18 protein-coding genes and 1 tRNA gene are annotated in these 25051 nt (G+C 45.5%); 13 read left to right on the top strand and 6 right to left on the bottom strand.

All coding sequences use genetic code 11. The annotated features are described in order from the left end of the window. Positions 1 to 26: 26 nt before the first annotated feature. The 5 genes from cydD to Q7V21_RS11885 all read left to right on the top strand — a co-directional run bounded on the left by cydD (position 27) and on the right by Q7V21_RS11885 (position 8444). Positions 27 to 1709 (top strand): thiol reductant ABC exporter subunit CydD, encoded by a 1683-nt coding sequence (gene cydD, locus Q7V21_RS11905; protein ID WP_304917511.1) that lies wholly within the window; start codon positions 27 to 29, stop codon positions 1707 to 1709. A gap of 2 nt (positions 1710 to 1711) precedes the next feature. Further along, positions 1712 to 3415, top strand: a complete 1704-nt coding sequence (locus Q7V21_RS11900) for an amino acid ABC transporter ATP-binding/permease protein (RefSeq protein ID WP_304917510.1) — start codon at positions 1712 to 1714, stop codon at positions 3413 to 3415. A gap of 498 nt (positions 3416 to 3913) precedes the next feature. Then, positions 3914 to 6454: a DNA ligase D gene (ligD, locus tag Q7V21_RS11895; RefSeq protein ID WP_304917509.1), complete on the top strand. Its 2541-nt coding sequence runs from the start codon at positions 3914 to 3916 to the stop codon at positions 6452 to 6454. 214 nt (positions 6455 to 6668) lie between these two features. After that, positions 6669 to 7448, top strand: a complete 780-nt coding sequence (locus tag Q7V21_RS11890) for a Ku protein (RefSeq protein ID WP_304917508.1) — start codon at positions 6669 to 6671, stop codon at positions 7446 to 7448. Between the two features lie 9 nt (positions 7449 to 7457). Beyond that, positions 7458 to 8444, top strand: a complete 987-nt coding sequence (locus tag Q7V21_RS11885) for a Ku protein (protein ID WP_304917507.1) — start codon at positions 7458 to 7460, stop codon at positions 8442 to 8444. A gap of 981 nt (positions 8445 to 9425) precedes the next feature. Here Q7V21_RS11885 and Q7V21_RS11880 read toward each other — a convergent pair. Beyond that, positions 9426 to 9516: transfer RNA gene (locus Q7V21_RS11880), tRNA-Ser, on the bottom strand. A gap of 154 nt (positions 9517 to 9670) precedes the next feature. Between Q7V21_RS11880 and Q7V21_RS11875 the strand changes: the two genes are divergently transcribed. The 5 genes from Q7V21_RS11875 (at position 9671) to Q7V21_RS11855 (ending at position 12922) form a co-directional block, all read left to right on the top strand. After that, positions 9671 to 10342: a Bax inhibitor-1/YccA family protein gene (locus Q7V21_RS11875; protein ID WP_304917506.1), complete on the top strand. Its 672-nt coding sequence runs from the start codon at positions 9671 to 9673 to the stop codon at positions 10340 to 10342. A 68-nt stretch (positions 10343 to 10410) separates the two neighbouring features. Beyond that, the gene (locus Q7V21_RS11870) at positions 10411 to 10623 is read left to right on the top strand and encodes a YgaP-like transmembrane domain (protein ID WP_304917505.1); all 213 of its coding nucleotides are present in this window, start codon (positions 10411 to 10413) and stop codon (positions 10621 to 10623) included. A gap of 15 nt (positions 10624 to 10638) precedes the next feature. Then, on the top strand, positions 10639 to 11646 hold the full coding sequence (moaA, locus tag Q7V21_RS11865) for a GTP 3',8-cyclase MoaA (protein WP_304917504.1): 1008 nt from the start codon (positions 10639 to 10641) through the stop codon (positions 11644 to 11646). Further along, complete coding sequence (locus Q7V21_RS11860) at positions 11639 to 12469, top strand: formate dehydrogenase accessory sulfurtransferase FdhD (protein WP_304917503.1); 831 nt, start codon at positions 11639 to 11641, stop codon at positions 12467 to 12469. Before moaA ends, Q7V21_RS11860 begins: the two co-directional genes overlap by 8 nt. Before the next feature lie 3 nt (positions 12470 to 12472). Beyond that, positions 12473 to 12922, top strand: a complete 450-nt coding sequence (locus Q7V21_RS11855; RefSeq protein ID WP_304917502.1) for a GNAT family N-acetyltransferase — start codon at positions 12473 to 12475, stop codon at positions 12920 to 12922. A gap of 23 nt (positions 12923 to 12945) precedes the next feature. Here Q7V21_RS11855 and Q7V21_RS11850 read toward each other — a convergent pair whose 3' ends face one another. The 4 genes from Q7V21_RS11850 to Q7V21_RS11835 form a co-directional block, all read right to left on the bottom strand. Beyond that, positions 12946 to 13356, bottom strand: coding sequence for a MazG nucleotide pyrophosphohydrolase domain-containing protein (locus tag Q7V21_RS11850; protein WP_304917501.1), 411 nt, complete (start codon positions 13354 to 13356; stop codon positions 12946 to 12948). Continuing rightward, positions 13356 to 13760 (bottom strand): RNA-binding S4 domain-containing protein, encoded by a 405-nt coding sequence (locus Q7V21_RS11845; RefSeq protein ID WP_304917500.1) that lies wholly within the window; start codon positions 13758 to 13760, stop codon positions 13356 to 13358. The genes Q7V21_RS11850 and Q7V21_RS11845 overlap by 1 nt, the downstream gene beginning before the upstream one ends. Next, a complete protein-coding gene (gene acs, locus Q7V21_RS11840) occupies positions 13760 to 15721 on the bottom strand; it encodes an acetate--CoA ligase (RefSeq protein ID WP_304917499.1) in 1962 nt (653 codons plus the stop codon). Before acs ends, Q7V21_RS11845 begins: the two co-directional genes overlap by 1 nt. Positions 15722 to 15851: 130 nt before the next feature. Next, the gene (locus Q7V21_RS11835; protein ID WP_304917498.1) at positions 15852 to 17372 is read right to left on the bottom strand and encodes an aldehyde dehydrogenase family protein; all 1521 of its coding nucleotides are present in this window, start codon (positions 17370 to 17372) and stop codon (positions 15852 to 15854) included. Between the two features lie 269 nt (positions 17373 to 17641). Between Q7V21_RS11835 and Q7V21_RS11830 the strand changes: the two genes are divergently transcribed. The 3 genes from Q7V21_RS11830 (at position 17642) to Q7V21_RS11820 (ending at position 24496) form a co-directional block, all read left to right on the top strand. After that, positions 17642 to 18568, top strand: a complete 927-nt coding sequence (locus tag Q7V21_RS11830; RefSeq protein WP_304917497.1) for a helix-turn-helix domain-containing protein — start codon at positions 17642 to 17644, stop codon at positions 18566 to 18568. Between the two features lie 193 nt (positions 18569 to 18761). Further along, positions 18762 to 20447, top strand: a complete 1686-nt coding sequence (locus tag Q7V21_RS11825) for an autotransporter assembly complex family protein (RefSeq protein ID WP_304917496.1) — start codon at positions 18762 to 18764, stop codon at positions 20445 to 20447. A gap of 71 nt (positions 20448 to 20518) precedes the next feature. Further along, on the top strand, positions 20519 to 24496 hold the full coding sequence (locus tag Q7V21_RS11820; RefSeq protein ID WP_304917495.1) for a translocation/assembly module TamB domain-containing protein: 3978 nt from the start codon (positions 20519 to 20521) through the stop codon (positions 24494 to 24496). A gap of 74 nt (positions 24497 to 24570) precedes the next feature. On the opposite strand, the gene dksA is transcribed toward Q7V21_RS11820, so the two are convergent. Next, complete coding sequence (dksA, locus tag Q7V21_RS11815; protein ID WP_304917512.1) at positions 24571 to 24993, bottom strand: RNA polymerase-binding protein DksA; 423 nt, start codon at positions 24991 to 24993, stop codon at positions 24571 to 24573. Positions 24994 to 25051 lie beyond the last annotated feature (58 nt).

Raw genomic sequence — 25051 nt, 5'->3', positions numbered from 1 at the left:
AGGTAAAAGGCGGTTATCATTAGCGAATGCATGATAAATCCCTGATCAATGCCGGACGTTTATTACTCAAAAATCTGACGCAGCAGCAACACCGACGGTTGTCTCTGGCGGTATTGCTGGGCGTTCTGGCATCGATTGCGATGATTGTGCAGTGGTATGCACTGGCACGATTAACCTATGCAGTACTTATTCAACAGCAGTCGCTGGTTGAACAATCCCTAATTATTGGCCTGATGGCACTGGCACTTATTTTAAGATCAGTGCTGGTCAGGGCTCAGGAACATTACGCTCAGCTGGCAAGTTTGCATGCACGTGAGGCGTTACGAAATCAGATCCTTTTCAGGTGGTGTCAAATCAGCGCGTTGCAACATAGCCAACGCTCTCCCGGTGCAGCAGCCAGCCAGTTGATTGAAGATGTCGAGGCGATGGATGGCTATTTCGCCAGATTCTGGCCACAGCAATTATTGGCAGTACTTACGCCGCTAATCATTGTTTTGATCGTGTTTTATTACAACTGGCTAGCCGCATTATTTTTATTGTTGGCAGCGCCATTGATTCCCTTGTTTATGGTTTTAGTGGGGATGGGCGCTGAAAGCATCAATCAGCGGTTTTTCAACCAACGCCAGCGTCTGGCTGGACATTTTCTGGATCGGGTCAAACATTTCACCACGTTAAAACTGTTTGCTGCTGAATCTGCCGCATTAACTGAAGTGAATTTACGCAGTGAGGATTATCGGCAAGTGGTGATGAAAACACTGAAACTGGCGTTTTTATCCTCAGCCGTTTTAGAGTTTTTTACCAGTGTGGCCATTGCCGCTATCGCTATATATATCGGCTTTGCCTTATTTGGCGCGATTAGCTGGGGTCCGTCGGCTGATATCACGTTATTCAGTGGTTTATTTATTTTGCTGTTGGCACCGGAGTTTTTTCAGCCACTACGAAATCTCTCCCAGTTCTATCATGATCGGGCTGCTGCTTTGGCAGCGGCTACTCAAATTGCCACATATCTGGATCAGTCAGACACAACTAAAAACCTTCCTGCAGATGTCATATCAGAACAACAATCTAATTCAACGTTATCCAAGTTGATCACAACGAATCTCTCTATCGGTTATAACGCCAATGAAAAATTGCAAGGGCCTTTAAATATCGAGTTAACGACAGGTCAATGCCTAGTGATTAGCGGCCCTTCCGGAAGTGGCAAAACCACCTTATTGCATACCCTGGCAGGTTATCTGCCACAGTTGTCCGGTGAGCTGCTATTGAATAACCAGCCAATCACTAAAACAGCGTTTCGTTATCTGCCACAAAAGCCCTGGATCATTAACGGTAGCTGGGCCGATAACCTTTCGGTGTTGGCACCTCAAGCTACTAAACAAGCAATGCAAAAGGCCTTAATCCAACTAGGCCTGGAAACCTTAATTTCAAATAGAGACAATGGTTTAGATAGTCAACTTAATGAACATGGTGAGGGGCTTTCCGGTGGTCAGTTACAGCGACTGGCGTTGGCGAGAGTCATACTTTCGCCTGCACCTTTAGTATTGCTTGATGAACCAACGGCTAGTCTAGATGCCGAGAGTCGGCAGTATGTTTTGGCGGCACTAGCGGAGTTAAAACCACAGTGTATTTTAGTGATATCCAGCCATGATAAAGAGGTATTAGCGCTTGCCGATCAGCAGCTCCATTTTAAGTTTAAAGGGGATGACTGATCATGTTGAGTCCTCGACCAAATACAGTTTCACCAATTAGATTCTGGCTTGGAAAAGTCCTGGAACATCAGAAAAGACGTTTAATAATCGGTTTACTACTGGCGTTATTAACGGTTGTTTCAGCAATGGGACTGTTGGCCTTGTCTGGCTGGTTAATCACCGCAACAGCGATAACCGGTTTGGCAATTACGGCGGGCAGTGCGGTGATGTTGGATATTTATCGTCCAGGTGGTGGCATCCGGTTTTTTGCCTTAAGCAGAACGGTAGGGCGCTATTTTGAACGTCTGCATAATCACGATTTAGTGTTGCGAGTTATTGCTGGATTCAGAGGCACGCTATTTTCCGGATTACTGGATTTACCGGTTCAACAACTCAGAAACACCCAGGATAGCGAATGGCTGAGCCGTTTAACCGCCGATTTGGATAATCTCGATAGTCTTGTACTACGGCTTTTATTACCCCCTATGACAGCAATAGGCAGCGTGTTATTGCTGTCCTTATTTATGAGTTTTTTCTCACTCACACTTGGGTTTGTATTCGGTGGTGTCACACTGATATCTGGCATTTTCTATTTCTGCCTGTTTACCCATAAAACAACTCAAATCAGTCGATTTTATGCAGAGCAAATTAACGAGGCACGATTGCTGACGATTGAGCACTTGCAAGGACAACTGGAGCTACAGGCTGCACATTTAAACGAAGCGCATCAAACGCGACTGCTGCAATCGCTTGGTGAGATTGGCAGGGCACAATTAAAACTGAATCAACAGATTGCCAATGCACAGTTAATGGTCAGTATCTGTCATGGGCTGTTGGTGATAGGCGTGGCGCTGGCAGCAATGTGGGCCTACCAGAATGCCATTTTCAGTGGACCGGTTGCGGTTATGCTGGTATTAGCTGTATTTGGTTTGGGTGAGTTACTGCAAAACCTGCCGGGGCAGTTAGGGCAGTGGGGTAGAACCTGTTATGCAGCAAAACGTCTGCAACCTTTAGCCGAACATAAGATTACAGAGAAACTGCCGATGGAAGATATTGAGCGACTGTCAATGATGCTGGCTGATCATCCAAAAGTGATCAGCACTATCGATACTGCTATGGCATTTGAATTACACCCCGGACAATATTTGCTTATAACCGGCCGATCTGGAAGTGGAAAATCCACAGTCGCCAACATACTGGCGGGACTGGAAATACCGGATTCATTTACAACGCCTTATCAGTTGTTGATTAATGGTATTCCACTACGTACAGAGCAAACACAAGCTTGGCATAAGCAGATTGGCTATCTGACTCAGCAAAACAGCATCATCGCCGCGACGTTATATAGCAATTTGACGCTGGGACTGGATGAAGTCGACGAACAACAACTTTGGCAGGCACTGACTTTAATCGAGCTGGATGATTGGGCCAAACAACTGCCAGCCGGATTACACAGCTGGCTGGGTGATACCGGCAGCCAACTATCAGGTGGTCAGGCCCGTCGAATTTGTCTGGCACGATTATTATTGAGAAACCCGAAACTGATTCTGCTGGATGAACCGTTTAACGGTATTGATGCAGAAATGGCACAACGTATCTGGCATCGTTTGTATCCGCAGTGGCAGGATAAAATACTAATTGTTTTGATGCACCAACAGCCTGCTTATTTTCCTGAAGTCGATAATCAGCAGATTTTTGAAATCAATCTGAATGTAGTCAATTGTTAATCCCATGCCCAATAAACGACTTTTTCGATATCGATATATGTCAGCTTACTCAACAGGATTAGTATTCAATTAAATTTAATGTAAGTTAATGTTCTAATTATTAATTCAACGTACTTTTGGATTGAAATGTCGTCTACTTACTTTAAAGGCGAAAATTATGACTTTTATAAAATTTAAGTACGCAACAAACATCTAAGAAATTATTCTGATTATTCATGCCGATGCATTGCTAATCGAAGTGTTACATAAAGCAAAAGCATCTCAATATTTATAGTAATTGGAATTTAAAACTCTCCAGCGCTTAATTAAAAATTTGGAATGAATCATGTTTATGTCCAGATCACTACTCCTTTTAAAACAGTGCAATCATCGTATTCTCAAACTATTTTTCTGGTTGGTAAAACGTAAGCCTGATACTTTGCCGTCCGAAGAGTCTTATATTTTGCCTGACACGCACTATGTTGCTTTTTGGTCTCATTCTTCAGCAAATTCAAAGTCATGAACGGTACTGTGAAACGCTCACTTACTACTTACCGTCGCAAACGTGATTTTGATATCACGGCAGAACCCAAGGGCGATACATATCCTTCCCAAGGCCAACGTTATGTTATGCACAAGCATAAAGCGAGTCACCTTCATTATGATTTGCGGCTTGAAGAAGGAGGAGTTCTGCGAAGTTGGGCGTTACCTAAAGGCCCGAGTCTTAAACGGGGCGAAAAGCGTTTGGCGGTAGAGGTTGAAGATCATCCCATTGACTACGGCTCGTTTGAAGGCACTATCCCAAAGGGACAATATGGTGGCGGTACCATTATGCTTTGGGATGAAGGCACTTGGAATGTAACCGGAAAAAGCACTGCCGATCGCATTGACTTCACCCTTGACGGGGGCAAATTGAAGGGGGCCTGGACACTGGTTAGAAGTGGTGCTGCCACCGGCAGGCCAGCTACCAATTGGCTGCTTATCAAACGTGGGAATAATGATGTCAGTGCTACTAATGCGCACGATCTGAGTATCCTTAGCGGCAGAACTATGGAGGAGATAGCTAAGGGCGCCCCCTTTGATCAAAATGAAATTATGTCGAGTGACAATCCTCCTGTATCGCCTTCCAACATTCCAGGTGCTCGGCGACAAACTCTACCAGCAAGCTTCGCACCTCAACTTGCGACGCCGGCAGAAGTCCCTCCAGATGGCGATGAATGGATTCATGAAATCAAGTTTGACGGTTATCGTATGGTTGTTCATATTGCTGAAGGAAAGATTCGATTACTCTCACGGAATGGCCTCGATTGGAGTAGACGGTTTGCTGCACAGGTGCGGCAACTTAGAGCTCTCAAGGTAAAAGACGCTATTCTCGATGGCGAGATGGTCGCCATGGATAATCAAGGCATATCCAGCTTCGCAGAACTGCAGGATCTGGTCAGTGCTAAAAATACCGGCTCGCTGGTCTTGCACCTATTCGACCTGATGTATCTAGATGGTTACGATTTGACGGCAGCAACACTTCTTGATCGTAAAATTGCATTAAAGACTCTTCTGCAGCAAAGTGGCCTTGCGGTCACGGGCTCATTAATTCAGTACTCCGATCACGTTATTGGATTAGGACGAGAGTTCTTCGAACACGCTTGCGAACTTGGTCTGGAAGGCACCGTGGCGAAGCTTGCTGATGCTCAATACACCAGTCGCCGCAGTAATTCGTGGCTAAAAATTAAAGACTCACAGGATGGTGAATTTCTAGTCGGCGGATTTACTCCGCCGTCGGGCTTGCGTAAAGGATTCGGGGCCTTGTTGCTTGGAAGTTGGGAAGGTGATGCGCTTCGTTATCGAGGGCGTGTTGGTACAGGTTTCAGCGATAAACAGTTGAAGCACTTGCATGGTGTTCTGACAAAAGCTAAAAGGCAAACATCTCCTTTTGCAGACAATGTGCCCGATGCGAAAGGTGTTACATGGGTCACTCCCCAGCTGGTAGTCGACGTTGAGTTCAGCGATGAGACGCGAGAAGGTCGTTTACGCCATCCAATATTTCGTGGAGTCCGCGAGGACCGTAATGCCAAAGAGGTCGTTATGGGCGCCGCAACTGCCCACGTTGCCAATAAAGATTCTGATGTTAGAGTTTCTCCCAAACGACCCTTATCGACTACCACGCAAGGCGACGATGTTGTGGAGGGAATCCGTATCACCCATCCGGATCGGGTTGTTTATCCGGATATTGGCTTTACCAAACTTGAAGTTGCGCAATTCTACGCGGATATCCAAGACTGGTTGATGCCGATGGTTGCCAATCGTTTACTTTCCCTGGTCCGGTGTCCTGATGGAAGAGAACAGGAATGTTTCTTCCAAAAACATCTACTTGCGAGTCAAGCTAGTAAAGTACCGCGACAGGATTTTAGACAAAGCAAAGGTTACAAACCCTATGCCTATGTCCAGTCGATAAAACATGTCATTTCTTTGGTGCAATCGGGAGTGCTCGAATTCCATCCTTTTGGTAGCTTGATAACGGATACAGAGCATCCGGATCAAATGATTTTTGATCTCGATCCTTCCCCCGGTGTGCAGTGGAAGGATATTCTTAAAGTCACTCGAGAATTGCGTGAACGACTCGAAAAGCTCGGTTTCAATACCTTTGTACGAACGACGGGCGGCAAGGGCCTGCATGTAGTAGTACCACTGCGTCCGACAACGGATTGGGATGGTGTTAAGGCTTTTGCAAAAGCCGTTTCCGAACGGCACGCTGCTGACGCGCCATCTCGGCTCACCGCTAAACTCCCCAAAGCCCAACGTCAACATAAAATCTTTATCGATTATCTGCGTAATGGCCGTGGTGCGACCGCAGTGGCTAGCTATTCAACTCGAGCAAGATCTGGGGCGCCGGTGGCGGTGCCAATCAGATGGGATGAATTGACTTCATCCTTGCGTCCCGATCAGTATTCAGTCACTAACCTGCGGCGGCGGCTTGCACATCTCAAAGAAGATCCTTGGGGTGATTTTTATGATTCGCAAGTTGCGATTACTCCGCGAATGCGAAAAGCAGTGGGGCTATGAGTATGCATAATGACAACGACGAACCAGGATCTGGAGCCGGTTGGTGGATGGCGCCAGGTCCAGCGCTCTGTCCCTGGTGTGAGCAGCCGCATCATGTTGAAGCGATGTACTACTGCAGGGCTTGTGACGCACAAGTATGTGCCGTATGCATGCTCCTCGATATGGACAGCGAACCTAGTTGCCCAATTTGCCACAAAAAATCAGGGGACTTGTAATGGCAGCACACGCGATCTGGAAAGCGGTTATTCAATGTGGCAAATATCAGGTGCCGGTAAAACTTTATTCTGCGATTGAGGATCGAAATATTCGTTTCCGTATTCTTAGCCGCAAGGATAAACAACCGGTAAAAGGAGCAATGGTTAACCCTGAGACAGGAAAAATAGTGCCACATGATAAAACGCACCGAGCCTACGTGGCTGAAAATGGTGATCGTGCCATCCTTGAAACTACTGAGCTGGACGCATTGGAACCCGAACCTTCACGCAACATCGAGACTATTGCTTTTCTGCCAGCCGAGCAGATTAATCACCGTTGGTACGATAGGCCTTACTACCTCGGTCCTGACGGCAATAGCAAAGCCTATTTTGCTTTCATTGAAGCCATTGAGAGTAGTGCAATGCATGGACTCATGCGTTGGGTGATGCGTGGGAAAATGTATATGGGCGCGTTGCGACTACATCAAGGATATCCAGTACTAATTACGTTGAAGCATGCCGATGAAGTTGTCGCAATAGAGGATTTAGTTGCACCCGGTGGTGCAGATCTGAACCCGAAGGAGCTAGAGATGGCTCGTCAGTTAATTGGCATGTTAGCAGATGAATTGGACTTGTCTGCTTTTCATGATGCCTATCGCGAGCGAGTGTTAAAACTGGTTGAGTCAAAAGCAAAAGGTGGACCACGGCTGAAGTTGGTCAAACCATCATCCAAGAAACCCAATAATGACTTGGGGAGCGCATTGCAAGCGAGCCTAAAGTCTTTAAAAAAGAGCGCGTGAGGTCGAGTTATGGCAGAAGAACCTACCGAAGAAACCGAAATCCTGAAGCCGTTCTGGTCTGGTGTTGTCACCTTTGGTCTGGTGAGCGTTCCCGTTAGTTTATTTCCTGCGACCCGTGGCACAACACTTCGACTACGAATGGTTGATGACAAAGGTAATTTACTCAAACGTCGATTTTTCGGCTCGGAAGACAGCAAACCGCTTGATGCTAAAAACCTAGTACGTGGTTATGAAATTGAAAAAGATCGATTTGTCATCATCGAGGATGATGAGCTTGAAGCACTCGATCCTGAGAAGTCCCGTGAGATAGATCTCAAACTTTTCGTAGATTTGAATACACTGAGTCCGTTGTATTTTGAGCGAGCGTACTTCCTGGTTCCTAATGGTGGTTCCACAAAAGCTTATCGACTTCTTGCCGAAACTTTGGTGCAGGAAGGACGTGCTGGCATCGCAACCTTTGTGATGCGGGGGAAAGAATATTTGTGCGCGATAATTGCCGAGCGTGGGATCCTGCGTGCGGAGACGCTACGCTTTGCTGACGAACTGCGTAGTCCGAAAGCCATTGGATTACCTGAAATGAAATCAGTAGATGCAGCTGAAGTGAAGCATTTCACACAAGCCATCAAAGGATTAAAAACTAAAACACTGGATCATGCTGAACTTAAGGATCAACGCAGTGCGCGCATCATTAAACTTGCCGATAAGAAGCTGCGTTCCGGTACCGATATTGTGAAGGCTAGTACTGACGACGAGGAAGTCGAAGAAAGTTCAACGAACGTGGTAGATCTGATGGAGGTACTGAAAGAGCGTTTACAAGGTAAGCTTCGCGAACGATCAGCATCCCAAAGCAAAACCCGTCAGCCAAAAGCCAGTGAACTCAGGTCGAAAAGCAAGGCAGAGCTCTATGAAATGGCACAATCCCAGAATTTACCCGGCCGCAGTAAAATGTCTAAAGCAAAACTTATCGACGCACTTACAACTCATAAGTCACTATGAAAAATGAGCAGGTGGGTGTGCCAACGATTTTGAATTTTAGTACTGCATCCTCTTCGATTAGGGATCGGGGGTAGGACTGCGGCAATGCTCGTAGTCATTTTCATGCAACTTATTTTGTTTCTTACAATGCTACATCGCCTGTAACAAAAAATTGTTTCTCCTGAGTATCGATATCATCTCGCACAGAAAAACTATGTCCCAACAATTTGGGCGGATCATAAGCTAAATTGAATGAGGTTCTGTTTGAATGCAGAATTTGATGATAAAGATCTGTAGATAAAAATATAACTAGAGTTCCTGTGTTCCGTGAAATATATGAGTCAATCATAGATATTAATGGTAAAAGAGGTTTGTCCATAATTCTTCCTTTTATTTAAGGACTATCGGTTACCGAACGGCACAATCTCACTGTGATGAAGGCCTACAGGATGGATGCGAACATTTTCGCCGGTTTTGATGGGATCACGCAGGTCGGACTGGTATCGCCAATACGCTGCGCATCGCCAGACAAAATGCTCTAAAACATTTCTCTACACCTTTGAAGTAAGCCGCTTACAAGTTGCTCTCCACCGTCTTCTTCACATTAACCTGCTAGCGTGTACAGCTTGTTCACTTCCATGCTGACTAATGTAGTTAGAGACTTCATTTTTGATGTTAGACAGCTATGAGCCGCCCGTCTGTACGTCACCGTACATCGCTCTGACTTGGACTACGCAGTTGGCTTTAACGTCGCATTTGAGTTACTGGCAACATATCCAAATACATGGTCGGCTTTAAGCAGATTCGAACGTAATGGCGAAGGGGGGGGACAACGATGTGCATGGGATGGCGGAGACAGAAACGACGGATAATGTCAGTAGTAAAAGGATATGTTCAGATACGACGATATAGCCTGAAATAATTTCTAAATACAGAACAGCTAAAATCACAATTTCCAAACCCCAGATACAAAAAAACGGACCGAGGTCCGTTAGTTTGTTTTGGCGGAGGGTCAGGGATTCGAACCCTGGGTAGGCTATAAACCCACGCCGGTTTTCAAGACCGGTGCATTCAACCGCTCTGCCAACCCTCCAAGACGCGGCATATTACTAGGAATGACTTGTTCTGACAACAGTGAAAGCAAAATTTAGTTTGCTATTGCCATTTAGAACTTATCCTGTAGGATGATGTCCATTGGATGAACTACCTATCATCAATACTTTTACTGTGTAATGGAGAAAAAACTGATGAACTACGATGCTCAATCAACGGTTGTACGCTCACGCGAGTCTGCGCTACAAACCAACAAGCTATTACGTAACACGTATGTATTGCTGGCGATGACGCTGGGCTTTAGTGCTGTTACAGCTGGGGTGTCAATGGTGTTTAACCTGCCACATCCTGGCATTGTTATTACGTTAATTGGTTACTTCGGTCTGTTGTTCCTGACGGCTAAATTGCGCAACAGTGTTTGGGGTATTGCGTCTGTTTTCGCTCTGACAGGCTTCATGGGATTAACTTTAGGACCTATCGTTAATGCTTACTTAGGCTTACCGAATGGCCCGCAAATTGTTATGCAAGCCCTGGGCGCGACCGGTATTGTGTTTTTAGGTTTGTCTGCTTATGCGATTAAATCTGAGAAAGATTTCAGTTTTATGGGCGGATTCCTGTTTGTCGGTATTCTGGTGGCCTTCCTGGCCGGTCTGGCGGCGTTCTTCTTTAGCATGCCTGGTCTGTCATTAGCTGTTTCTGCAATGTTCGTATTGCTGATGTCTGGTTTGATTCTGTACGAAACCAGCAACATCATTCACGGTGGCGAAACCAACTACATCATGGCGACTGTGACCTTATATGTCAGTATCTACAACCTGTTTACCAGCCTGTTGCATTTGATCGGCGCTTTCTCAAGCAGCGATTAATTTGCCAGTCTGACATGTTATTCATTCAAGCCCCTGCAAAGGGGCTTGTTTGTATCTGGAGCAGTGCAATGAAAAAGAATCTGGGCAAAACCGATAGAACGTTACGCATCATAATCGGTCTGTTTATAATAGTGATTGCGTTGTATTACCAAAGTTGGTGGGCCTTGCTGGGATTAGGTCTGCTGATTAATGGTTTAAGCGGTCGCTGTGGCGGTTATGCCTTATTTGGCTTTTCCACTGCAAACGATTCCTGTGATATTTCTCATAAAGAGCGTAGCTAGCGCATAATAAACACCATGACTGATACCCAAACACAATTGATCGATAACTTCGGACGACGCGTGAACTATGTACGCATATCGATTACCGATCGTTGTGATTTTCGTTGTGTGTATTGCATGGATGAAGAAATGACCTTCATGCCACGCGAACGGCTGCTGACGTTGGAAGAGATTGCTTTTCTGGTTAGAGCATTTTGTGAGTTAGGCGTGGAAAAAGTCCGCATTACCGGCGGTGAACCTTTGGTGCGTCGTAATGTTGATTGGTTGATCGAGCAGATAGGTGCACTGAAGCACACTACGTCGCTTAAAGAATTGAACTTGACTACCAATGGCTCCCAGTTGCCGAAGTACGCTGAAAAGCTGGCTGCGGCCGGTATGGACCGTATTAATATCAGTCTGGATTCATTAAATGCCGATCGCTTTCGTGAATTGACCCGAACTGGTGAACTCTCGCAGGTATTGGCTGGCATTGATGCTGCCAAACAAGCTGGCTTTAAACGCATTAAATTGAATGCGGTGATTATGAAAGGCCGTAATGATGATGAGATTGTCGATTTGGCGCAATTTGCCATCGATAATGATCTGGATATTTCCTATATCGAAGAGATGCCATTAGGCCAAGTGACTCATAGCCGTAATGAAAGCTACTGTAGTAGTGATGAAGTGCTGGCGACATTACAAAAACATTTTGACTTGCAAAGCAGTATTGCCAATACCGGTGGACCTTCCCGTTATTACAAAGCGGCTGGTACCAATAGCAAAATTGGTTTTATTTCCCCGCATAGCCATAACTTCTGTGAAAGCTGTAACAGGGTACGGGTCACCACTGAAGGCCGTCTGCTGTTATGTCTGGGGCAGGAGCATTCGATGGATTTGCGTGACATTATCCGCCGTCATCCCGGTGATATTGAAAAACTCAAACAGGCCATCATTAAGTCAATGGACATCAAACCGAAAGGCCATGACTTTAATATCAAAGAACAACCGATTATCTTCCGTCATATGAGTGTCACCGGTGGCTAGATATCAACTCGAAATGACCAATCAGGGCATAAATCGACTACATACTACGACAGTGTTAGATGAGTCTGGCGAAGCCCGCGAAGTGTCGTTGACGGGTGAAAGACCACTTACCATTTATCTGGATAATCGCGAGATTGTGACCTTAATGACTTTGGGTGGTCAGCCGGAGTTACTTACACTGGGTTATCTGCGTAATCAGGGACTGGTCGACGAAATAACACATATCAAATCCATTCAGGTGGATTGGGATGTCGATGCTGTGGCGGTGACTACACATCAGCAGAAAAATAACCTCGATTCGCTGATGTCCAGACGTATTGCCACCAGTGGTTGCGGGCAGGGCACTATGTTTGGTCATGTGATGGATTCGTTGTCCTCACTCAAATTGCACTGTCCCGAGTTCAGTGCTGAGTCAATTTACGATGTTTTGCATGCCCTAAACGAATATAACGAAATGTATAAACAGGCGGGGGCGGTACATGGTTGTGCACTGTGCCAGCAGAATGAGGTGTTGTTTTTCGTAGAAGATGTTGGAAGACATAATGCCGTTGATGCGATTTCCGGCTGGATGTGGCTGAACGATATCAAAGGCGACGGCAAAGTGTTTTATACCACTGGCCGCCTGACGTCCGAGATGGTGATAAAAGTGGCGCAAATGCAGGTGCCGTTATTGTTATCACGCAGCGGTGTGACCGAGATGGGGCTCAGCATTGCTCAGAATATTGGTATTGGCATGGTGGCTCGTGCTAAAGGTAAGCACTTTCTGGTATATACCGGCCAGGATCAATTTCAAACAACTAACTCATTAAGCTCTGCTGGATAAGTTATGCAAATTCAAACAGCTGTTAGCACGGATATTCCACAATTATGTTTGTTACTCGACACCTTGTTTAGTCAGGAAGCCGAATTTAAACCGGATAGCCAATTACAGGCACTCGGTTTAGGAGCGATTATTGAAGGGGATGGCATAGGCGATATTCTGGTGGCAAAACAATCCGGGCAGATTATCGGCATGGTGAATTTGCTGTATACCGTTTCAACGGCACTTGGCAGTCGGGTCGCGATTCTGGAAGATATGGTTATTGCACCACAACATCGAGGACTTGGTGTCGGGTCGGAATTACTGAAACACGCTATTGATTTTGCCAGAGAAAAAGGCTGTAAACGCATTACCTTGCTGACCGATAATGACAATGAAGCAGCGCACCGTTTTTACGAACAACATGGTTTCACAGAGTCTTCAATGTTGGCATATCGTTTGTTTTTAGACTTTTAAAAACATAGCCTTACAGGCGGAGTTTAACTCTTTTTCTCGATGTTTTTCGCTGTATCCCAAAGTGCATCCAGCTCAGCCAATGAGGCGGTTTGCAATGTTTTGCCCTGCCGGAATATTTGAGATTCAATGTACTGAAAGCGGCGGATAAATTTCTGATTACATTGCTGAATGGCTTGTTCCGGATCAATGTTTAAATGCCTGGCAAGATTGGTAATCGCAAATAACAAATCACCAATTTCTTCCTGCAATTTAACCTGATCAGCTTCATCCAGTTCAGCGGCGACTTCGTCGAGTTCTTCATGAATTTTGGCAATCACACCATCAATATGCGGCCAGTCAAACCCGATACTGGCAGCCGTTTTTTGTAATTCAACTGCATAACGAAGCGATGGAAGCTGTTTATCTGCAGCATTAAGTAGGGAAGGTTTATCCATTAGTCGCCACGGGTAAATTTAATAATATGCCGACGATCCCGTTTGCTGGGTCGACCTTTTTGGTCACGAAAGCCTAACGGTTCGTTTTTGATTTGTTCGCGTAACAGTTCGCGTTTTTCACGACTTTCCGGAGTTTCCTGATAGAGCAACTGGGCTTCGCTGGCCGGGCGCCGCTGTTTTTGCAGACCTAATACATCCACCACATATTCATAAGGTGGCAATGAAATGGCTAATTGATCGCCTGGATGAATAGTACGGCTGGGTTTTGCCCGCTGACCATTTGCATGGACTTTACCGCCGTTTATCGCTTCAACAGCCAGGCTGCGGGTTTTGTAAAACCGCGCAGCCCAGAGCCATTTGTCAAGCCGTTGATTTTCCTGACTTTCCGTTTCGGCTTTCGCCATTAAGCCTTACCTTGTAATTGCAATAAAATGCCTTCGTTTTCCAGCGTTGAAGTGTCCTGAGTGATCTCTTCACCTTTGGCAATGGTACGTAGTAAGCGACGCATAATTTTACCGCTGCGGGTTTTCGGCAGATTGTCGGAATAACGAATTTCGTCTGGTTTGGCGATAGGTCCAATCTGATCGGCGACCCAGGCGCGTAATACGTTGGTCATTTCTTCATCAACACCACCTTCTGGACGTGTGCCTTTAAGCACAACATAGGCAAACACCGATTCGCCTTTTACATCGTGTGGTTTACCGACCACGGCTGCTTCGGCAACAGCTTCGTGCGCCACCAGAGCTGATTCAATTTCCATGGTACCCAAACGATGTCCGGACACATTAAGCACATCATCAATACGGCCCATGATCCAGAAGTAACCTTCCTCATCCTGACGCGCACTGTCACCAGCAAGATAATATTTGCCGTCGAAATACGGCCAATAGGTGTCCTTATAACGTTGATCATCTCCCCAGATAGTCTGGATCATCGATGGCCAAGGTTTACGAATCACCAGAAAACCACCCTGATTTTCACCAAGGGCTTCACCTTGTTCGTTAACCACTGCTGCATCAATGCCCGGAAGGGCGCGTGTACATGAACCAGGTTTGGTAACTGTCACAGCTGGCACTGGCGCAATCATATGTGCACCGGTTTCAGTCTGCCACCAGGTATCCACAATCGGGCAACGTTCCTGACCAATCACCCGGTGATACCACATCCATGCCTCAGGATTAATCGGTTCTCCCACCGTACCCAATAATCGCAGGCAGGATAGGTCATAACGTTGTGGAATCTCATCACCAGCTTTCATCAATGCCCGAATCGCTGTCGGTGCGGTATAGAAAATAGTGACATGATGACGGGCACACACATCCCAGAAACGGCCTGCATCAGGAACCGTTGGTACACCTTCATAAACAATCATTGTTGCACCGACCGCCAGAGGGCCGTAAGCAACATAGGTATGACCGGTGATCCAGCCAACATCGGCAGTACACCAGAATACGTCTTTTGCCTGAATATCAAATACCCAACGCATGGTAGTAATGGCATTCAGCAGATAACCAGCGGAAGAATGCTGAATACCTTTTGGTTTGCCGGTAGAGCCTGATGTGTAAAGTAAAAACAGCGGATCGCAGGCATTCATTGGTTCAGGATCACATTCTGCTGATTGACCTTCTTCAGCATCATGCCACCAGATATCGCGACCATCCTGCATATTGATGTCGTTGCCGCAACGTTTGAAGACAATGACGGTTTCTACACTTTTGCAGCCTTTTGCTAATGCCTGATCAGCGGTATTTTTCAGTGGTACGATTTTGCCACCACGATGTCCACCATCGGCGGTAACAACTAATTTAGCCTCTGTGTCCTCAATACGATCTTTTAATGCTTCAGCTGAGAATCCACCAAATACTACGGAATGTATGGCACCAATGCGGGCACAAGCCTGCATGGCCACCACGGCTTCGGTGATCATGGGCATGTAGATAATGACCCGATCACCTTTTTTGATACCTTGATTTTTTAAGGCATTGGCAAACACACAGACTTTCTTATGCAGCATTCGGTAAGTGATATGTTGCACATCGCCAGGTTCGCCTTCAAAGATGATGGCAGTTTTTTCGGCATTATCTGCTAATTGTCTATCTAGGCAGTTATACGAAACATTCAATTGGCCATCGGCAAACCATTTATAAAATGGGGCATTACTGTCATCTAATGTTTTGCTGAAGGGTTTGATCCAGTCCAGTTCCTGTCTGGCTAATTCACCCCAGAATGCTTCATGATCTTCAGCCGCCCTGGCATAAAGCGCATCAAGTTTCTGAGGATTGAGTGCAGAGTTTTTATAAAAACTGTCGCAAGGTGCGAAATGCCGGTTTTCATGAAGGGTTGATTCAATATTATTCTGAGCCATAAATACCTTACCTTATTATTCTCTCTTTTTGAGTATAGCCCGCTGCCAGCGTTAAATGTAGTCAGCTTCCAATAAAAAACTCTCCCGAAAGCCAAGCTTAGGGGAGAGTTTGTTTGTTGATTAGAATGTTTTAAAAGAAACCGAGCGGGCTGGTGCTGTAACTGACCAACAGGTTTTTGGTTTGTTGGTAATGTTCCAGAGCAATTTTGTGCGTTTCACGACCTACACCGGATTTTTTGTATCCACCGAAGGCAGCATGCGCTGGATAATGATGGTAGCAGTTGGTCCACACACGTCCGGCCTGAATAGCACGACCCATGCGATAGGCAAGGTTCATATCACGGGTCCATAAGCCTGCACCCAGACCAAATTCAGTATCGTTGGCAATTTCCAACGCTTCAGCTTCATCTTTGAACGTTGTTACTGAAACCACTGGTCCGAAAATTTCTTCCTGGAAGATACGCATTTTATTGTGGCCTTTCATCAATGTCGGTTCGAAATAGAAACCATAATTGAATTCAGCACCAAGCTGTTCGATACCACCACCCATTAACAGTTGAGCGCCTTCCTGTTTACCAATTTCAACATAGCTGAGGATTTTATCAAACTGCTCTTGAGAAGCCTGAGCCCCGACTTGTGTTTCAGTATCAAGCGGATTACCACGTTTAATCATTTTGGCGCGTTCCATGACAACGGCAATAAATTCGTCATAGATACTTTCTTGAATCACCGCACGGGAAGGGCAGGTACAAACTTCACCCTGGTTGAAAAATGCCAGCACCATGCCTTCGGCACATTTATTAATGTAATCCTGTTCCTGCTGCATGATGTCTTCAAAGAAAATATTCGGAGATTTGCCACCCAGTTCGACGGTTGACGGAATAATATTTTCAGCAGCGTATTTCATTATTAATGAACCAACCGGCGTTGATCCGGTGAAAGCGATTTTGGCAATACGTTTACTGGTACCAAGTGCCTGACCAGCTTCACGACCAAAACCGTTCACTATATTTAATACCCCGGCAGGCAGCAGATCGGCAATCAGCTCAACCAGAATCAGGATGGATACTGGCGTTTGTTCCGCCGGTTTCATCACCACACAGTTGCCTGCCGCCAAAGCTGGTGCCAGTTTCCAGGCTGCCATTAATAACGGGAAGTTCCAGGGAATGATCTGACCGACAACTCCCAGTGGTTCATGGAAATGATATGCGACGGTGTTTTCATCGATTTCACCCATTGTGCCTTCTTGAGCACGCAAACAACCGGCAAAATAACGGAAATGGTCAGCGGCCAATGGAATATCGGCATTGAGGGTTTCACGAACTGCTTTACCGTTATCCCAGGTTTCGGCTACCGCCAGTTTTTCAAGGTTGGCTTCAATGCGATCAGCAATTTTCAACAGGATATTGCTGCGATTTTGAACCGAGGTTTTGCCCCAGGCATCACGTGCAGCGTGTGCCGCATCTAAAGCCAGTTCAATATCGGCTTCGCCGGAGCGGGGAATTTCACAAATAACTTCGCCGGTTACCGGGGTAATGTTATTAAAGTATTCGCCTTTGACGGGGGCAACCCATTCACCGCCAATAAAGTTTTCATAACGTGATTTGAATGAGATCACCGACTCTGGTGTGCCTGGTTTTGCGTAAATCATAAATCTCTCTCTCTTATGTTGTTATGTTTTAAAAAGCCCAGCATAAATCCTGTGGCAGCTAAATTACTTGACTGAAAATCCTGATCACTTGACTGATAGTCCAGAAGTGACAAAAAAGTTAACACATCGTTCGATAGAGTTGCTATTTTTAGCTATGAAAATTTCACATCTTTATCTGTGAAAAGAAGTTGTTAGAAGTGGATACCATGTACTTGACTTATAGACGTAATCGGACACATGATGAATCAACATTTATTTAAGGTCATATTATGAGCCTGAATACATTTCCACCAAGTAGCCGACGTGAAAACCGTCAGTTGCTGATAGAAAATAAAGTGACATTTAACGGTCCGGAAACTGAATTGAGTATTTACGATACTTATCGTAGTTCATCAGGCGTCGCACTTGAGGCTGATCACTTATTATATTGCGGCATGGTTAGCGGCCGAAAAGTAATGCATAACCATTACAATGCTTCCGGCGAATTGTTTGTGCCACATGAGTCTTACGTGATGCCGCCCGGTGAGCATGTCGAAATTGATTTTCCCGATGCCAATGAGCAACAACCGACTACCTGTTTGACGATTGAGATATCCAAAGAACGTATTGAAGCTATCTCAAAACGTATGCGGGATGTGGTGAAAATTGAAGCACCAGATCACAACTGGGAATATCAGCCACGCATTATTCACAAACATCACACCCGTGATACTCAGCAATTGCTGGAAAGAATGGTTTCGTTTTATGTACGAAATGATCCTGACAAAGAATTGATGGTGGATTTGGGTGTATCCGAACTGGTGATCCGATTACTTCGTGAGCAGGGCCGCGATGTATTATTGAGTTACTGCAAACGCGTGCCAGATGCCACAGGCATTACAACGGTTATTCACACTCTCGAACAAAATCTGCGTGAACCTTTGGATATCGAGCAATTATGCCGACAGGCCTGCATGAGTCGTAGCCGCTTATATGTTGAATTTAAAAAACAGTTGGGCTGTACGCCGGGTGAATTTCATCAACAACTCAGGCTGAAATCCGCTGCGGATGCCATTCGTGGTGGTCAAAGCGTCACTGAAGCTTGTTATGGCTATGGTTTCAATGACTTAAGCCATTTCAGTCGACGTTTTAGTCTGTTTTTCGGCTGTTCACCGAGTGCTTTCCGTAAAGAAAATCTCCCGGATCAAACGGCTTAATTAGACATTTAATTTCGTTTGCTCAGAACACCGAAGGCTTCAAGCTGTCATAATCAGGACAGTTGAAGTTGTTTCATCTCTCATTGATACCCCCTTCAGTAATGACAGACATTCTATGCCGTTATGCCAACATTATTTTTTCAACAGGATCATCCTGTTATTGATTTTGAGTTTTTTGCCTGCCAGTTTGGTCATGGCGGAGACAGAAAAAAATATCGATATCCAGATAAGCGGTGTAGAGAAAGAATTAATTGAAACCCTGTTGAATGGCTTGAGCATCAACAGACAAAAGAACAGTCCGCGACTCGATTCCCGTAGTGTAGACAGGTTACACACCCAAGCCGTTGAAGAGTTGAAACACATGCTCACGGTATATGGATATTACTCCCCCGAAATTACTGCCGAATTAACCGAAACCAAAGAAAATAACTGGCTGGCAAGTTATCAAATTGCGCTGGGCCAACCTATCAAAATTCGCAAAATCAACATAGCTGTGGAAGGGGATGCCAAGACCGATCCGGTATTTACCTCTCTGGTCAATAGCATGCCACTAAAAGTGGGAGACCACTTTAAACATGATAATTATGAGAATGCCAAAAGGTCTTTGCTGAGAATTGCCGCTGAGAGGGGCTATTTCGATGGAGCATTTACCTGCAGCAGAGTTGGGGTTGATATTGAAGCAAATGCTGCAGATATTTGTCTGGTGTATGACGGCAAGCAACGCTATCGGTTTGGCACGATTTCTTTTCCAGACACTGTGGTAAATGAGGATTTACTTGAAGCGATGTCACCTATTGAAGCCGGTGAACCATTTAATTCCAGCAAACTGCTGACACTGCGAAGTAATTTACAAAACAGTGGCTATTTTGCATCGGTTTCAACTCAGGCAATGACCTCTGCCCGTGAGAATGACGAAGTACCAATAGAGGTTTCATTAGATGAGAATCTGAAGCATCGCTACAGTGCTGGTGTGGGCTACGGTACTGATACTGGTGCCAGGATGAGTCTGGGCTGGCAAAACCGTTATGTAAATAGTCGTGGTCACAGACTCTCCGTAGAAAGTCGCTTATCGCAAATTGCCAATCGGATAGGTGCCGATTACCAGATGCCTTTCTGGAGTGAAAACATTAATACAGTTGGTTTTAATACTGAATTAAAACAAGAAGATACTGACACCAGTGAAAGTCGTTCCATCGCTGTTGGTAGTTATTACAATCGCATGCGTTGGGGCTGGGAAGAAACCGGCAGCATAAAGTTTTTAAATGAAAGCTTTGACGTGTCAGACGATTCTGCTTCAACAACCTTATTGATCCCAGGAATTGCCTATGCCCGAACCTGGGCTGATGACACAATTTATACACGACATGGTGGACGTGTCAGTCTGGAGCTGAGTGGGGCTGCAGAAGGTTTTCTGTCTGATATAAGTTTCACTCAGATAATTGTGCGCGGTAAATATATTCGTAGTGTTGGCAGTTCCAGTCGGGTTATTACCAGAGCAACCGTTGGGGCAACTGAAGTCAGTGACTTTTCAAAATTACCCAGCTCTTTACGTTTCTTTGCCGGGGGTGATAACAGCATTCGCGGATTTAACTATCAATCTCTTGGTCCAAAAAACAATATTGATGAAGTTATCGGTGGTCGTTACACGGCTGTTGGCAGTGTCGAATACGAAAAGATGTTTTTGCAGAATTGGGGTGGGGCGATTTTTTCTGATTTTGGTAACGCATTCAATAGCTGGTCAGATCCAATAGAGTATAGTGTGGGTGTCGGTATTCGTTGGCGCTCCCCGGTGGGCTTGATTCGAGTCGATGTGGCCAGAGGGATCTCGGACGAAGACAAACCCTTTGGGTTGCATATCATGATAGGACCTGATTTGTGATAAAGCGTGCATTATGGACAATCGCTATAACATTCTTGCTGATCATACCGGCAGGTTTATATTGGTTATTGATGACCAAATCGGGTTTCAATACAGCATTAAATTTCACTCAACAAACCCTACCGGAACTTACTATCAACGAAACCCGTGGCCGACTGTACGATGGCATCTTTCTTAAGGGTATTGCCTATGAACCTGAGGATGGGGATGCGATTTACATTGATACCATCGATGCTCGCTGGCAGTTATGGTCGATACTTTCCAGTCGTTTTATCATCAATCAAGTCCATATAAACAAACTGCAAATCAAACAGGCCGAAACGGTTATTGATGTTGAAGACGAAGAAAGCTTCAGCCTGCCGGAAATACGTATACCACTTGCAGTACATATCCGATCTCTGCGAGTAACGCAGGCAGAATTAACTGATAATCAAGGTGTTACAGCATCTTTGTTTGATCGTTTCGATACCTCATTAAGGTTGAATTATGACCGTCTGATTATCTCTTCATTGAGGCTGAACCGGGATGTATTTGCCTTCACCCTGGTTGGCAATGTGCAGTTACACCAACCCTACGCCACAAATTTAAATTACGGCGCCAGACTCAATGATCCTCAATGGGGACTGATTTCTGCCACCGGAACAATCACCGGTGATCTTCAGCAGATGACGTTACGCCAGCAACTAGGCGCACCGTTTGCCTCTGAACAAACCGTTATGGTGCGTAATCTGCTTGATGAGTTGGATTGGCGTCTCAGCATTGAAAGTGAAGAACTGCCGTTAGGACGAATCCTCAAAACTGAGGTAGGCAATATCAGAGCAATTGATTTGGATGCCAAAGGCACATTGAACAGCGCCAAGGTTGAACTGGATTTTCAGCTGGAAGAATTTGAAGAAATGCATCCACCGCTGTCTGCCAGTGTGAGTTTGAGTTCCAATGATCTTACTAACTGGCGCGTGGACTTAATGGCAGCTATCAGTCAAAACAGTTTTGCTGAGTTGCATGGCGATATCCTGGTAACTGAGGATCCACTGGAGTGCGGCTTTTCGATCGAGGCAAGCTGGTCGAAACTTAAATGGCCCTGGCAACAAGATGCGGAAACCCTGGTTGGTGATGCTTCCGGACAGCTTTCATTGGATGGGAATCTGCAAGATTATCGGTTGATCCTGAGCAGTACGCTAGCGGCAGTGGAACAGAATTGGACGATAAACTCCGATTTACGTGGCGATTTGCAACAGGCAACGATTAATTCACTGGAAATCAAGTCTGCGTTAGCGGAACTTGCGCTGAGTGGTGATGTGGTTTGGGAACCGGAATTGCGTTATCAGCTCGATGGTGGATGGAAAAATCTGCAACTCCCAGCCAGCTTGAGTGGGGGGACAGTAGAAAGTTATTCCGGGCTTTTTAAGCTTAATGGTGAGAAAGAACTTTTTGATTTAAAAGTCGATTCTGATTTTATTGTTGATGGTATTCCTCTGTTATTGAATTTGTTGGCCAGCAGTCCGGAAGCCGGAATAACCGATATACGGGCTGATGCCAAAATTGCTGATGGTGGTGCCGGTTTTAGCGGCAGAGTAAATTGGAAAGAAATGCTGATGGTTGATGGCAAACTGACCCTGCGACAACTGGATCCAGCAGCATTTGACCCAGAATGGCCGGGCAGGATAAGTGGTCAGGCACAAGTGCAATTTCAGGATAAAGGCGAGGGAAATTTCCAGGCCAGTGTGCAGCAGTTGCATTTAAACGGCATATTAAGGGAACGCAACTTTTCTCTGGACAGTAATCTGCGAGCAGTGAATACCGATGTAAATATTGAAGATTTGCTGCTCAAATTAGGCGATTCGCAATTAACGTTAAAAGGTAAGGTGGAGAAACAGCTGGATTTAAGCTGGAAATTAGCCTCACCCAATTTGCAGGATTTTCATCCTGATTTGTCTGGTAGTTTGAATGGACAAGGGCAATTATTTGGCGAACTGGCTAAGTTAAAACTAGACGCTAAACTGGACGGAAGCGCGATTCGCTGGGCTGATGAATTAACGGTTGGTTCTATTAACGCCGATGCCCAAATAGATCTCACTGACAATCAACAAAGCAAACTTAATGTAAATTCGACGCAGATTGTGGTTGCAGAGCAAACCATTGATTCTGTTGACCTCAGTTTGAGTGGCAAGCGAGCTCAACACCAGCTTGGTTTGCAGGTCCAGTCAGACATAGTGAGTTTATCCAGCCTGTTGCAAGGCAGTTTGAATACCGATAATCAATGGACTGGCCGATTGCAGTCAATGAATATCGATAATTCCATGGCGGGAAGCTGGCAGCTGCGTGAAGCCGGTGATATTCAATTGTCAGCCGATAAACAAATCATGACGCAGCATTGCTGGCAATCTGCGCAGCAGGCACAACTGTGTCTGCAAGGTGAAAATACGACGCAAGGAGTGCAGACTCAAATAGACATCAATCAACTTTCAGTGGAAATCCTTAAACCCTGGATTGAAGAGTACGCAAAACTCTCTGGTTTTATCAATGGCAAATTGCAACTGGCAATGCAAGCCGAAGGGGATATTATCGGCAGTGGTAATCTATCGTTGGAGCAGGCGGTTTTAAAACTTGAATCTGAAGCCATCAGTCAGCAAGAACCGATTGAATTTAATACAGTTGAATTACGATATCAGCTCACTGCTGAAGACAGTATGGTAGCTATGACGATTGCCCCGGATGTTGCTGGAATGCAGCCCATAGAGGCCAGAGTGCAGTCTGCTGCAGTCAAAACGCTGATGGAAGCGCCGATGGATACACCGCTGACTTTGCAAGTACAGACCTCGGTAGAAGATCTTGCCGCGTTAAATCTGGAAACACTGGCATTTGATGAATTAGCCGGCAAACTTGAGCTGAATGTTGATATGCAAGGAACAATCAATCAACCGAAATTAACAACAGCTATCAGTTTGCGTGATGGACAAATATTTTTAGTGGATATGGGAATAACCTTGTCAGCGATTAATGGTGATATTAAAGGTGATCCTCTATCTGGATTGAACATCTTGCTGCAGGCGCAATCTGCTGAAGGTCAGTTGGAAATTGCCGGTGATTTCAGCATGACCGACACAGACTGGTTATTAAATGCCACGATTAAAGGTGACCAGCTGGAGGTGATGAACCTGCCAGAAGCTTATGTTATTGCCTCGCCGGATTTAAAACTAATGGTTTCTCCACAAACTGCCAAAGTGAGTGGTACAGTCAGAATTCCTACAGCAGAATTAGCTCCGATGGATTTCAATACCACCGTTTCAGCCAGTGAGGATGTGGTGATCATGGGGCAGGAAGCCGATGATGAAAAAATGCGTCTGGCCACTGATGTGGATGTCACTGTGCAATTGGGTAATAAAGTAATGATTCGGGCGTTGGGTTTCTCTGGTCGTCTGGGTGGGAATTTGCGTATTTATGGTGATGCTGGGCAGCTTTTGCTGGGCAATGGCGAAATCACGGTGAACGATGGCAGTTATGCGGCTTATGGACGTGAATTAACTGTCAATAACGGCAGAGTACTTTTTTCCGGCGCCGCTATTGATAACCCTGATTTGGATATAAAAGCCATTCGCAGAGGGACGAATTATCAGGCAGGTATCCATATTACTGGCCCGGCAAGTAATCCCCAGGCAACACTGTTTTCGGTGCCTTCAATGAGCCAGGAAGATGTTCTGTCCTATATTGTTTTAGGACGGCCATTAGGGCAAGCCAGTGCGGCCGATGCGGCTATGTTGGCTTCTGCAGCCACTAACCTTGGTATTACCAACGGCAATGCAATCAGCGAGCAAATAGCCAGCACCTTTGGATTGGATTCGGTCGAGTTCACTGGTGAAAGTCCGGATACTGCTGCAGTACAGATAGGCAAATACCTGTCACCCAAACTTTATCTTGGATACGGCATTGGTATCTTTGATCCGGTAAGTACCGTCCAATTGCGTTATACCTTAAGCAAGATTTGGACCTTGCAAGCAGAATCAGGAACGCAAAGCGGTGTGGATTTGTTGTATATCTACGAACGATAAAAAAAAGCCCTGTGATACCACAGGGCTTTCAGGACCTACCTTTTACTCAAGTATGAGGTGAGTCTTGGGTGAAATCAGGCGCGGTTCTTTTCGCGAATTTCATCCAGTGTTTTGCAATCAATACATAAAGTTGCTGTCGGACGAGCTTCGAGACGGCGGATACCGATTTCAACACCACATGATTCGCAAAAACCATAATCACCTTTATCCATATCAATCAGGGATTCTTCGATTTTTTTGATCAGTTTGCGTTCACGATCACGGGTACGTAATTCCAGGGTAAATTCTTCTTCCTGTGTGGCGCGATCATTTGGATCCGGGAAGTTTGCTGCTTCGTCCTGCATATGGTGAACAGTGCGATCAACTTCTTCCATAAGTTGCGAGCGCCATTTTTCGAGAATACCCCGAAAATGCTTTACCATATCTTTGCTCATGTATTCTTCATCACTACCCGGTTGATACGGGGTGAAACTTACATCATCTTGGTTCGGGTCCATGTTGGCAAACCTCATACTTTCTAAAAACAAGGGCGCATCTATACCAGAAGCTTCGGGC

This window comes from Methylophaga sp. (genome assembly GCF_030651745.1).
Note: the sequence above shows the minus strand (reverse complement) of the source record. Positions and strands in the feature narration are given on the sequence as shown.